The 13,511-nt window shown below is 52.4% G+C and carries 8 protein-coding genes; 3 read left to right on the forward strand and 5 right to left on the reverse strand.

Features of this window, described 5'->3' with window-relative positions; genetic code table 11:
- Window positions 1-182: 182 nt before the first annotated feature.
- Window positions 183-1,262: a murein transglycosylase A gene (mltA, locus tag EHW58_RS03905; RefSeq protein WP_370517824.1), complete on the reverse strand. Its 1,080-nt coding sequence runs from the start codon at window positions 1,260-1,262 to the stop codon at window positions 183-185.
- A gap of 235 nt (window positions 1,263-1,497) precedes the next feature.
- On the opposite strand from mltA, the gene EHW58_RS03910 reads away from it, so the two are divergent.
- Window positions 1,498-1,722, forward strand: a complete 225-nt coding sequence (locus tag EHW58_RS03910; RefSeq protein WP_152794895.1) for a hypothetical protein — start codon at window positions 1,498-1,500, stop codon at window positions 1,720-1,722.
- Window positions 1,723-1,752: 30 nt separating this feature from the next.
- Here EHW58_RS03910 and EHW58_RS03915 read toward each other — a convergent pair whose 3' ends face one another.
- Window positions 1,753-2,109: a DUF2850 domain-containing protein gene (locus EHW58_RS03915; RefSeq protein ID WP_046074143.1), complete on the reverse strand. Its 357-nt coding sequence runs from the start codon at window positions 2,107-2,109 to the stop codon at window positions 1,753-1,755.
- A gap of 252 nt (window positions 2,110-2,361) precedes the next feature.
- On the opposite strand from EHW58_RS03915, the gene argA reads away from it, so the two are divergent.
- Complete coding sequence (gene argA / locus EHW58_RS03920) at window positions 2,362-3,687, forward strand: amino-acid N-acetyltransferase (RefSeq protein WP_370517825.1); 1,326 nt, start codon at window positions 2,362-2,364, stop codon at window positions 3,685-3,687.
- A 15-nt stretch (window positions 3,688-3,702) separates the two neighbouring features.
- Here argA and recD read toward each other — a convergent pair whose 3' ends face one another.
- The gene (gene recD, locus EHW58_RS03925) at window positions 3,703-5,541 is read right to left on the reverse strand and encodes an exodeoxyribonuclease V subunit alpha (RefSeq protein ID WP_152794897.1); all 1,839 of its coding nucleotides are present in this window, start codon (window positions 5,539-5,541) and stop codon (window positions 3,703-3,705) included.
- Window positions 5,538-9,119: an exodeoxyribonuclease V subunit beta gene (gene recB, locus EHW58_RS03930; protein ID WP_152794899.1), complete on the reverse strand. Its 3,582-nt coding sequence runs from the start codon at window positions 9,117-9,119 to the stop codon at window positions 5,538-5,540. Before recB ends, recD begins: the two co-directional genes overlap by 4 nt.
- Window positions 9,120-9,366: 247 nt before the next feature.
- Between recB and EHW58_RS03935 the strand changes: the two genes are divergently transcribed.
- The gene (locus EHW58_RS03935) at window positions 9,367-10,977 is read left to right on the forward strand and encodes a methyl-accepting chemotaxis protein (RefSeq protein ID WP_152794901.1); all 1,611 of its coding nucleotides are present in this window, start codon (window positions 9,367-9,369) and stop codon (window positions 10,975-10,977) included.
- Window positions 10,978-11,107: 130 nt separating this feature from the next.
- On the opposite strand, the gene EHW58_RS03940 is transcribed toward EHW58_RS03935, so the two are convergent.
- Window positions 11,108-13,354, reverse strand: coding sequence for a CehA/McbA family metallohydrolase (locus EHW58_RS03940; RefSeq protein WP_152794903.1), 2,247 nt, complete (start codon window positions 13,352-13,354; stop codon window positions 11,108-11,110).
- Between the last annotated feature and the right edge of the window lie 157 nt (window positions 13,355-13,511).

The raw sequence follows: 13,511 nt of genomic DNA on the forward strand, positions 1-13,511 counted from the left end.
TCTATCCGCCAATTTGGGCGTTGGTCGGTAGCGACCACTCTCTAACAAAAAAATATCGCGATCGCGGCCTACGGCCGCTTATCAAAAAGAACCCCGCCTAAAAAGGCGGGGTTCGTCAGCAATCTGAAGCGAGCGTTAGACGCTCGCTTTTTTATTTTCTAAGGGCCTCACCTAACCCGTTATTATGGCTGGCTCACCATTTGTGGCGCTAAGGCGTCCAGTTTCCAAACCCGACCAAAGTGCTTGTAATGCCCGGCTTGCTCGCCTGCTTTACGGCCCATACCATGATACAAGTCCAGATGATTCTCTTTCACCGCGCCACCGGTATCTAATGCCATCAGAAGCTTTAATACATGCTCGCCCGTCCATTTGCCTTGCTCATCCAACTGAGGCACTTCAGCCAGTAACACAGAGCCCATGGGTAAATAACGTCTATCCGCCGCCACTGACGCCCCGGCTTTCAATGGAATACCTGCCGTACCACTGACAGGATCAGCTGCCTTAGGGGTAAAGAAAACATAAGAGGGATTTTGCTCGAGTAATTCACGCACTTCATCTTTACGGTGGGCAGCCACCCACTCTTGGATCGCTTTCAGCGACATTTCTTCGCGCGGCACTTCCCCCCTCTCGATCAGTACTTTTCCAATGCTGACATAAGGGTGACCATTCTTGCCACCGTAGGCAAAATACTCCAGTTGGTCGTTATCGCCAAAATGCACAAAGCCGCTGCCTTGTACTTCCATAATAAAACTATCGATAAGGGAGGCGCTGTAGCCCAGCTCTAAGCCCTGCCCATCCAACGCCCCAGCATAGATAGCAGCACGGTCTGGACAGTCCTCACCACAAGGGGGCTTGGCGTAGACAGGATAGCGGAACAGGGCATCCGGTTGGTGACGCATCTCTATCACAGGAGAGAAATAACCGGTAAACATCACGTTACCAAAATCATCTCCCCCTGCCATTTGGTTCACCCCTAAGCCATAATCCGCAAGTGCCTCAATCTCGCCTCCCGCGTCCAACCAGGCTTGCAAACGCTGATAAACCGCTTGATGCTCCGCCACTAACGAGGGTGAGTTGGCAGTCACCTCCGCTAATTGCTCATTGAATAAACTAAAGTCTCGCGGGCTTTCAGAGACCACTTGTGGTACCGGGGTGAGTATCGATTCAAATCGCCCATCCACATATTGTTGGCCTCGGTCAGTGGGACGCATACACCCTGCGAGTGCCGCCACACACGCCATCACGACTAACGCTTTTTTCACACCATATTCCAATCAGTGAGTTAATAGCGCTAAGGCTCGCAAAAACCGCCCCGCTTCGCAATCAGTTCTCAACGTTAAGTTTGTAACTGTCTGCAAACCAATACAGATTTATTGTGACCCTATTCAGCTTACTTCCTTTACCAAAGCGACATTCATCAAAGTGTCATATAATTATTATGTACTATCCTTGCAACAAAACTGCATAGAAAGTGCAACATAAAGGAGTAAAGCAGCGATGGATTTAAAAGTTGGGCGTTCAACGCTACTTGATAGTAATGCAGTGGAGTACCAATGGATCCGGATGATGGCCAGCGAAGGCTGCACTCGCCAAGTGATTAATGCCAGTATTCAGCGTTGTCTGGGTGGTGATGCGCAAACCGCCGATCTCTTGCGAAAGGTGGCGACGAAACAGTGCTCGGTCAACGAGCTGCTCACCACGTTAGAATCACAGCACTACTGATCCAGGTCGCATTGGGGATAACACTTCCTCTTATGAGCGTTTATCTTTAGCAAAAAAAGATGTGTAGTGAGCAGGTTCAATACGCTCGAGCGTCTTTGCGTCTTCAACCCGATACAGGTAGGTTTCCGTTCCTATCGTGTATTTAAGCTGATCACCATCAAACTGGTACTCAGTGGTGGCGCGACTCCCATTGGTGTAGACACCATCAGGACGTATTTCAAATCGGTCGGCTGCATAAGGGGCCACATCTTGTTCTACCCATTCGCCATAAAGCTGTTTGTCTGTCATATGTGGCGCAAACAGCTCTGGGCGGGTGGCCACGGTAAAACTCACCCAGCCCAGTACGAGAACAATCACCAGCATGATAAATTGTTTGGTTAACCGCACGCTACAACCTCACTTATTGGTTTTATTGTGATTTTAACGAACTAACTGACCCACATTGATAAACCACTTGCGAATCTTGAGAGATAGTTCCCAAACATTGCGCGAATAATGATAAACGTAGAGCAAAAAACATCACGATGCAGAGTACATCCTTGCCTCTCCTCTGCAATTATCTACTTGCTTGGGGGTTGACACGCACCGAACAAAAAGAATAAAAAGGCAATATTAGTGAATAATTAAACGGATAAGCGCGTGAAAATAAGAAGTACCGCCCTGGTTAAAGGATTTCGCCAATCGGCGCCGTATGTCAATGCTCACCGAGATAAAACCGCGGTGATCATGCTTGGCGGCGAGGCCATGGCGGATGAGAACTTTCAAAATATCGTCAATGATATTGCGCTACTCAATAGCCTAGGCATGAAGCTGGTATTGGTCTTCGGCGCCCGCCCGCAAATCAATCGTGCTCTTAATCAGTACGGACTGGAAACGCCTTATCACAAAGGTATTCGCATCACCGACAGCCACGCGCTTGAAGTGGTCAAACAAGCGGCCGGTCAAGTGCAGCTCGACATTACGGCGCGTTTATCCATGGGGCTGAATAACACGCCCATGGCCGGCGCTCAGATCAATGTGATCAGTGGCAATTTTGTTATCGCGCAACCCTTGGGCGTCGATGAAGGAATTGATTATTGTCACAGTGGCAAAATTCGCCGCATCGATATTGATGGCATTCAGCGCCAGCTCGATCAAAACGCGATTGTGCTAATGGGGCCGGTAGCCAGCTCAGTGACGGGTGAATGCTTTAACCTCACCTCCGAAGAAGTGGCGACTCAAGTCGCGATTCGGTTACGCGCAGACAAGTTGATTGGCTTTTGCTCCGAACAAGGGGTCTTAAACCAAGACAATGAGGTGATTTCTGAGTTACTCCCTACCCAAGCCCAGCCACTTCTAGAAGCGAGAGAAGCAGCTGGCGATACTGGCTCTGGCACCAGTCGCTTTTTACGAGGCGCGATTGCCGCGTGCCGGGCGGGGATTACGCGTAGCCATTTGATCAGCTATAAAAAAGACGGCGCCTTGATCCAAGAGCTGTTCTCGATTGAGGGGATCGGCACCCAGATCGTGATGGAGCGTGCCGAAAAAGTGCGCCAAGCCCAGATTGACGATATCGGTGGGATCTTGGATTTGATCCGCCCGTTGGAGCAACAAGGGATCCTAGTGCGCCGCTCGCGAGAACAATTGGAGCAAGAAATCCCCCGCTTTACCATCATCGAACGGGATGGATTAGTGATAGGCTGCGCCGCACTCTATCCGTTTAGTGAAGCGCGCACCGGCGAGATGGCATGCGTCGCCATTCATCCGGATTATCGTGATGGTGACCGCGGCGTCATGCTCCTCAATCACCTCAAGCAACGTGCCAAAGCCAAAGGGCTCGAAACCATTTTTGTGCTCACCACCCACAGTCTGCATTGGTTTCTAGAACAAGGCTTTTTGCTCTCCGATGTATCAGCACTCCCCAACACTCGCCAAGAGCTGTACAACTATCAGCGTCGCTCTAAGGTGCTGACTTTAGCGCTTTAGCGGGTTTCGCGACGCTCAAGGGGCCAATAAGGCATCCGGCAAACCACTATAACGGGCGGTGCGTGCCCCCACACCGTGGCGCAGCACCGGCCAAGACGCGTAAAGATCAAGCTGGCGCTTCGCCCGCGTGATGCCGGTGTAAATCAGCTCGCGGGTGATCACCGGTGAAATAGTGGGCGGACACACCAGCACTGTGTGCGCAAACTCCGAACCTTGTGATTTATGCACCGTCATCGCAAATGCGGTTTGATGGGCGGGCAGACGGCTGGCAAGCAAATAGCGCACCTCGCCATCGTGGGTTTCAAACGCCACCCGGGTGATCCCCGCGTGTTGTACCGCAATCCCAATGTCACCGTTATACAGCCCCAGGGCATGATCGTTTTGCAAAATCATGATTGGTCGGCCGTGATACCAGGTGTCACGCTCTTTGGCGATCAGCCCTGCCGACTCCAAGTGCTGCTCAATGGCTTGGTTGAGGCCAGCGACGCCAAACGGACCTTCAGTCAATGCGCATAACAATCGAAATTGGCTAAAGGCACTCAGCACATCCACCATTGATGACGGAGTTTCGAGCCTCGCATTATCGAGTGTCGTTAAGTAATCGCGATATCCTGTCACCGCTTGTTGCATCAGGGTCTGATAGCTGTCATCACTCAACACATGGTGGATAATATCGCCATAGCCGCGTTTTAGCACCGCCCCCACCTCAGCCATTTCTCCTCGGTTCACCGCAAAGGCGAGCTGGCCAATGCCGGATTGGGCATCAAAGCGATAACTTTTGCGCAGCAGACACAGGGCACTGGCAATCGCTGGCGCGTGCGGGTTTTCAGGTACGTCAAAGCCTGTCAGTTGGCTTAAACGCGCGGCTTGCGCCGCTGGATAGCCCGCCTCGGCGTACTGACAAATATCCCCTAGCACCGCCCCCGCTTCCACAGAGGCAAGCTGATCTTTATCCCCCAGCAAAATAATGCGTGTTGAGGGCGCCAAGGCATCGAACAGCTGTGCCATCAAGGGCAAGTCCACCATCGAGGCTTCATCAACAATCAACACATCCGCATGCACGGGGTTATTTTTATGATGGCGAAACGCCACCCGCTGCGGAATCGCCCCTAATAATCGGTGAATGGTACTGGCTTGGGTCGGCAGCGCCGCTTTTACGTCATGATCAACAGGCAAGGCGGCAATCGCCCGCCCTAGTGATTCAGTCAATCGGTTAGCGGCTTTACCGGTCGGAGCGACCAGTTTGATGGTGAGCGCTGCAGACGTTGCGCGTTCAGCGTGGTGCGACGCCACCAGCGCCGCCAACAAACGGGCAACAGTGGTGGTTTTACCCGTGCCCGGCCCTCCCGAAATCACCGCAAACGGCTGGGTCAACGCGGTGGCTGCCGCCACTTTTTGCCAATCAATCTCCGCCTGTGAGGCGGCAAATAAGCTATCTAGGGTTTGTCTGGCCTCATTCGGTACCGATAGCGCCGTGAGGCGCTGGCGAATATGCCCCGCCACTTGCTGCTCGGCATGCCAGTAGCGATGCAAATACAATCGATGTCCGGCAAGCACCAAGGGCGTTGACTGCATCCCATCGGACACGACTGAGGCCTGCGCCAATTGCTCGCTTGGCGCTTGGCTATCAATATGTTCCAGCAAGGGCTGCCACGCGACATCGCTGGGTGGCTGCCACTGGTGAAAATCAAGGCAGACATGGCCTTTGCCCACTTCGCGACTCAACAGTGCCGCCCATACTGTGATAGCGGCCTTGTCTAACTGAGTTTCTTCTTCACCCATCAAACAAGCAAATTGCACATCAATCGCCCGCAATTCCCCACGCTGGTAAAGTGCCATTAATGCTTGCTTCATACCGACTCTCCAGCAAAGAGGTTGTCCAAGGCGTCAATCAGTGCCTTATCGGGACGGTGCGCGAATACGCCGGTCTCGCCGCTATCGCTGGCGCCCCGTAAAAAGAAATAAAACACGCCCCCCACATGGGTGTCGTAGTCATAATCTAGGATCCGCTGGCGCAAAAAGCGGTGCAACGCCAAGGTATAGATCTGGTACTGAAAGTCGTATCGGTGCGCGATCATCGCCTCTTTGAGCGCCTCAGGATGGTAATCGGCCACGCTATCCCCCAAATGGTTCGACTTCCAATCCAGCACGTAATACTTGCCATCGGCGCGGAAGGTTAAATCGATAAAGCCTTTTAGCATCCCGCGCGCCGTGTCAAAGGTGAGCTGGCCAGCGCGGGCAGACAATGCATCATACCGTGCGGCGAGTCGGTTCAGTCGCTGGCAGTCTAGTGCGGCCAAAGGCATCACGAACTCCATCTCAGTTAATCGACTGGCATTATCAATTTGGTTGAGCATCAACCCGTGCTCATTGAGCGGGTGTTTCAATACCTGTGTCATCCACTGCTGCAATATCGGGCACCACTGTGGGTCATAGTTTTCCAAGCTAAGATGATGGGTAATAAGCTCAGCGATTTCTTCACTCATCAAGTCGGCGGTAAAGTCCACTTCTTCAAATAAGGTGTGTAAAAAGGTACCGGCTCGCGCGCCTTTGGGAAACGCAAAAACCGACCAAGGATCCACCGCCACATCCGCCGTCTCCTCGTCAGCGAGATCATCGTCCGCGTCCAAGTCATAACTGGCCAATGTTGGTAAAGCGCTGATGTGATGGCTTTGTTTTAACAGCCCTGAGTAACTGGTTAAGCGCCACTGACGGTCAATCTTACCGTCGAAGTGACGCGCGCTTAGCGCTTCGTGCGCGCCCGTTTGAGGGGCATAACGGCTATCATCTGGCTCGGGTGGCGCGACCACAGCCACCGCATCGCTCGCGCTTGCTAATCCAGCCAAGCTCTCGGCCAGCAGGCTAGCATCACCGGCTTCTCCATGCTGGAGCAAATAGCCGAGGGCCGTTAAGTGCAAGGCCGAATCTTTTTGCCGACTGTTACCTTGTTTAAGAGGCGCACAGCCGATAAAACACCCATACACAGCGCGCGTGACCGCCACGTACAGCAAGCGGATATCTTCAGCCAGCCGCTCTTTTTCAGCCCGCTCTTTGCCTTCATCGACATTATCCAGCGCCAGCACCGGCTGATACTGTTCATCGTGATAAAACGGTTGGCTGCTTTCGCGATACTGACAAGCAAACGGCAAGTAAACCAGATCGTATTCCAAGCCTTTCGATTTGTGGATGGTGACGATTTGCACCAAATCACGCTCCGACTCCAACCGAACCTGCTGCTCTTCCGATTGTTGAGCCGGCTCGGCCATTCGCTCTTGTAGCCAGCGGATCAGCGCGTGTGGGTTGTCCAATTGCTGGCTGGCACTTTGCAGCAACTCCGCGATATGCAAAAAGTCGGTCACACAGCGCTCACCTTGCGGCATCGCCAACCAGTTTTCTGCCACTTGGCGAGCACTGGCGACTTGGCGAAGCATCGGCATCACGCCACGGCGCTGCCAGGTATCACGGTAATGGCTAAAGGCCACCACCTCTTGCTCCCACAAGGCTTCGTCTTGATTGAGTAACGCCAGCTGCTCGGCGGTCAAGCCAAATAAGGGGCTGGCTAGTGCCGCTCGCAACTTACGCTCGTTTTCAGGCTGCATCACCGCCACTAAGATGCGCTCAATATCGCTGGCGACGGGGCTGGCGAACACATTATCACGGTTGGAAAGATAGACAGACACCACGCCTTTTTCGGCCAGCGCTTGCTTGATCAGCTGTGCCTCGCGTCCGGTGCGCACCAACACAGCGATATTGTGCGGCTGAATGTCGGCTTGGCCGGAAGGCGTTTGTAGATAACTATTGCCCGCCACCGATTGGTTGAGCACTTGCGTGATATGCTGTGCGGTACTCACCGCTAAGGTCTGTTCAAAATCTTGCTTGCCACACAATTCATCCGGGCTGTGATGCCAAAAGGTGAGCGCGGGCTGCTCGTTTCCCTCCACCACCAGCGCTTTTTGTTTGGCGCTAGGCGAAGAGGCCACCGCTAAAAAGGGAATGCTGTCTTGATAGACAAACGGCGCCTTAGCACGTGAGAACAAGGCATTGACCCCGCGCACCATACCATCTGTCGAGCGCCAGTTAGTAGCAAGGTTGTAGTGATCACTCACCTGCGCACGGGCATGAATATAGGTGAAGATGTCGGCACCACGGAAGGCATAAATCGCCTGCTTAGGGTCGCCAATCATCATTAAGCTGGTGCGCTCCCCCCCTTCTTCTTGATCTTCGAATACAGGGGTATCGTCCGCCACTGGCGGCTGATAGACAGTGCTAAAAATCTGATATTGCAGTGGGTCGGTGTCTTGGAATTCATCAATCATTGCCACCGGATATAAGCTGCGAATACGTGCAGCCAACTGACCTTGGTTATCTTGGTCAAGTGCGCTGGCAAGTTGAGAAAGGAGATCGTCAAATGAGAGCCACCCTTGGCGGCGTTTTTCTTGGCGGAGCAGCTGCCGCACTTCTTTAATCGCCAGTGCGGTCAATCCCGGTTTTAACGTCGGCGGCTGATCAACCAATGCCTGAATGTGATCAAATAGCGCCAGACTCGGTGGCTCGGCTTTGCTCTTGGCCGCTAATGTCTGTTGGGCGAATTTTTCCAATTTGTCGGGTAATTGGTAATCAAGCGTCTCGGCATTGGCCCATTGTTCCATCGCATTAAGCCAATTCGCCAAATGATCTTTACGATAGCTACGGCCATCGAGCTTGGCGGCGCTGAGCTGGTCGGTGATCTGCTCCCCCGCCTCGCGCCATGCGCGCTTCACCGCATCAATCTTGGCAATCGCCGCTTGGTGTGCCGCCATGAGATCTTCGCCAAGATCAGGCGCCTTGACCGTGACAGCCGGTCCGGATAAATAGGGCGCAACCTCTTTTAATAAGGCCTCCGGCGCGGGCCAGTAGCTGCTCACCACACCGGCTAACGATTTAGGCAACGGATAAAAACGACGACGCCAAAAATCGGCCGCCGCGCGCGCTTTAATTTGTCGCTCGTCGGTGACAAATTCATGACTGAACAGGCTGCCCGATTCAAACGCATTTTGGGTCAGCATCCGCTGACAAAAACCGTGAATGGTATAGATAGCCGCTTCGTCCATCTGACGCTCGGCCTCTAACAGTCGCTGCGCCGCGGTTTTATGATCGCTTACCTCTGCAAGCAAAGGGCCAATGATAGGATCGCCACTCTCACCGCGCATAAAGGCAAAACGCGCCTCATGAATGCGACGCCGAATACGGTCTTTCAGCTCTTGGGTTGCCGCTTCGGTAAAAGTCACCACCAGTATTTGCTCGACACGGCACGGCGCTGCGCGGCCATGCCCAAGTAACAATCGCAGGTACAAGCCAGCAATCGTAAATGTCTTGCCGGTGCCAGCGGAGGCTTCGATTAATCGGACGCCATCAAGTGGCAAGGTGAGCGGGTTGAGGATCTGCGGTTCCATATCATTATTTCATCGCCTAGTCTGCCCGCTATTGTAGCAACCCCCTGGGGGAAAACATATTCTGACCGAGACAACCGTGCTGAGCTCGCTAAGATTTTCCTGCCCGACTCATTGACTTTTATTCATGCTTACACCTCTCAAATGATATTAATACTCATTATCATGACTTGATATTTAGTTTTAATTCTATTAATAATGGACTGCTTATAACTATCACTCATATAAAACTCATACAGGGAGTATCACCATGCCACTCATCCACCGACTCTCGGTGCGTAATAAGCTCTTACTTTTAGTTGGCTTAGCCGTATTAAGTCTCGTCAGTTTGGCCGCTTACCTTTCTTTTTCCCATTTTGAGGCCATCAAGCAAGAGCGCATCGCCCAGATGCACAAAAAGGTCGATATGGCATGGCACTATCTTGATGCTATGCACCGACAATACCCCAACCAAGACACGCCCCCCGAATCCGTTCTTCATGCTGTCAGCGCACTCAAATATGGCCAAACCGGCTACTTTTTTATCGTCGATCGCAATAATGTGATGATTGCTGGTGCCGAAAGTGCAGTAGGCAAAAACACGCGGCAAATTTTTGATGCCGATGGCCAATCGATTTTACCCGCTCTGACCCAGGCCGCTAATCAAGCTAATGGGGGGATCGCGCGGTATACGTTTCAAAAGCCCGGTAGTCATCAAGCGGTAGAAAAGCTCAGTGTGGTGAAGCGTTTTGGTCCTTGGGATTTAATGGTTGGTTCAGGGTTCTACTTGGATGACCTACGCGCACAGGCGTGGCAGCAAGCGCTCAACGCAGCAGGAGTGACAGCTCTGATTAGCGCGGTGATGATTGTACTTGCCAGTGCCCTTTCCCGAGCGATGCTGACACCGCTCATGGCGCTGCGCCATGTCATATCTTCACTCGCTGAGGGCGATCTTACTCAACGCGCGACCGTGTATGGTCGCGATGAGATTAGCGACATGAGTCAGCATACCAACCAAGCTTTGGATGCGCTGCAGCGGCTGATCTCGCAGGTAGATACCAATGTAAGCAAGCAGCATCAAGGTAGTGAAGAAGTCGCAAGCCTGGCTGCCAGCACCGCTCGTGCGGTTGAAGAACAAAATCGCACTCTCGACTCTGTGGCAAGTGCCGTCGAAGAGCTTTCTACCGCCGTACGTGACGTGCAATACCTTACCGAGTCGAATGCTTCTCAAACCGATAGCGCCACACAGCTCATCAACGATGTCGATAGCAGTTTGCAACGCGCTACCAGCGCGATGGAAACCGTGCAGCAACGCGTCGACGATACGTCTGAGATCTTACGTGAACTCGCCGACTCCACCCAACAAATCAGTGATGTGACTACCGTCATTAACACCATTTCCGAGCAAACCAACCTACTTGCCCTTAACGCAGCGATTGAGGCAGCACGAGCGGGTGAAGCGGGACGTGGATTTGCAGTGGTTGCCGATGAGGTTCGCCAATTAGCGCAATCCACGCAAGAGTCGACCACACGCATCAGTGATATTGTCGGCACGCTGCAAGCTCGGGCCGACAATGCAGTCAGCAGCATGGCGGATGGTCAACAACAAACACAAAAATGTGTCAATGACGCACAAGCGGCGCGTCGTGATATGGCCGCGTTGCAAACTCAGGTTCAAGAACTCGCCGCTTTGAATGGCCAAGTGGCGACTTCAACCACTCAGCAAGCAGCTGCCGCCGAGGAAGTGGCCAAGAACCTAGCAGCTATCACCGAAGTGTCTCATCAAAATGCCCAAGCCAGCGATGATACCCGTGAACTGACCGATAAAGCACTGTCACTCAGCCAGCGTGTAAAGCAAGGTCTCTCGCTATTTTCACACTGATAAAGCCCTAACAGTGAAAGGCTCACCAAGGCGACTTGGTGAGCCTTGGCGGTGAGCGATGACTCCCTAAAAAGCGAACATTAAAAAGGCCAGCATGGCTGGCCTTGGTTCATTGATTGAGACGTAACGCTTACGACTGAAGCCAAACTGGGTTGGTCCATGCCGTGCTGCCGTCTTTGTCTTCCACTTCTAGGTTGATCCAACCTTCTGCATCCGCAGGAATAGGCAGTGATAGCTCAAGGCGCTGTGTACTCTCTTCGGGGTTAATGGTGATGCTGTTTAGCACCTCACCACCTTGACCGATTAAGCGTACTTCTTTGAGACCATCCGCGGCGACTACATTGATATCCCATTTATCACCAGCCTTGGCGGTTTCACCAAACATGATGTTTTGTGGGTACAGAATGGGCCCCTGGGTGGCATAGCCGTGACCCGCTTTCAACGCTTTGGCAAAGGCGAGAGGCGTTAGCTCACCATCAACATTGGCCATCATACGAATACGACCGGTAAGCTGGTTCCACGCATCATGAGTATCAGTACCGGCTGTGAGGTACATGGCTTCGCCTTGATCCCAAAGCTTGTGCGCTTTTTCAAGGGTCGGCTCATTATCGACACGTGCGTTGAGCTCCATCAGGTCGAAACGATCGGTCTTACCACCCGGCACCGCATCCTTAGCGATATTGGTGAAGTAGCCATAATCGTTATATGGGTGGTTCATCGGCACCACTTCTGCACCCATCTCATGCGCAGCATCAATCAAGGTGTGCACGTCATCAGTACCCGGATCGACCGTCAGCGCAGCGCCATTGTCGATGGGGAATGGGTTCATGTGTCCCCACGATGGCGAGATCTCAATCGATGGAATAAAAGGTACGCCACGTTTTGCTGATAGGTCAGCAAACACTTTGTGATTAATGGTGGAGTCATGATCACTGATAAAGGTCAGATCCAAGTCAGTTGCCAACTGAGCACGCACTACGATTTCTGGAGGTGTTACCCCTTCCAGCACATTGCCGTGGTGGTGCAAGTCAGCGCCATACCAATGGTTACGGTTCGGGAAAGTCACCTGAGGCACTTTCACCACTTGTTGGTTGGTTTTGCCCGACTCGAGCGTTACCTCCAAAGTTTGTGATTCTGCAGTAAAGCCCGCACCGGCGTTAATGCCTAACTTGTATTCACCCGGTGCCAGTTTTAGCTCGGCATGGCCTGCAGGTAGTAAATCAGTGAAGAAGGTACGCTTACCCAAAAATTCAACCGGTGGCGCTTGGCCTTCAATGATAGTCACACGCGCATCTTTGGCGACACCAGAGGCCGCTTCTTCCACGTTAAGTGCAAGCGTCGCTGGGCTTTTCAGCGATGTGAAGTCCAATGTTTGTTCACTGTCAGCACTGACGGTAATGGATTGCGGTTGGCTATTCGCATGGCCTGTTGCCGTGCCATACACTTGGTACTTACCTTCTGGCAATGCCATGTTGTATTGACCCTCTTTAGCAAGGGTCCACGCGTATGGGTGACCGTCTTTTTCAATCATCACAATTGCATCGGCTGGCACGTTACCGTTGTCGGCGCGCAATTGGCCGCTAATGGTGCCCGTCGCTTCGCCATGACGCTCAGCTTCCGCTTTGACAATCGGTGCCATATCGCCGTTGGGAACAACCTGGAGCTTTGAGTCAAAGGTACGGGTCTCGCCCGCTTTAAGCGTGTGACCCAAATACATATCGCGGCCGTTATATTTGATGCGATCAAAATAAGGCGCATGCAGTGCGAACGCCCAATCACGGTCATACGCCACCATGCGATCGGCTAGGGCATTATCGGCCATCGCTTCTTCATTGCCTTCAAGGCCTGGTACCGCGAACTGATAGCCCGTATCCGGCCAAATCGTGTGGCCTGATTCTAGCTCAAGGTCGTCTTCGCCTTGGTTGCTCATCACGGTTTTGAGTCCAATCGAATCCGAGCCCGCTTCCAAGGTGTACCAAGTGGTAATGTCGACCTTGTCGAAGTTACGGCTCACTTTGATCACCGCTTTTTCATCGCTGTCTTCCACAATGTCAATCGACTTACGATCGTTCGGCCAAGCCGACCAGCTATTAGGGATGAAATCTGCAAAAGCGACTCGGTCTAGATCAATTTTGCCATTTTTCACCGCCGCGAGGTCCACCAAGGTACCACGTGGCACGCCCCATGGTGGCGCAGACTCAACCGCCAATGCGAACGCGACATGCTCATTTTTTACCGTGATGTCTTGGGCATGCGTTGCCTCGCCATCTGGGATTGCAGTCTTACCTTGAGTAATGCTGACGTCGGCGTGCGCTGAGGCACCCAACAAAAGGCCAGAGACTAAGGTTGCCACTGCGCTTTTTGAGAATTTATGCATGAAGGCACTTCCTTTTTTTCATGGTTTGTTATGTGAATTTTCGATGACATTGTGCGTTAAGTTAATTACACGTTCAAATAAAAAACATCGTAAAAACCCTACAAAACCACACATTTAATACGTCCACTAACAAATTAAAAAACCACAAGATACTGAT

It is taken from the genome of Salinivibrio sp. VYel1 (assembly GCF_009377945.1).
GTDB classification, from domain to species: domain Bacteria; phylum Pseudomonadota; class Gammaproteobacteria; order Enterobacterales; family Vibrionaceae; genus Salinivibrio; species Salinivibrio siamensis.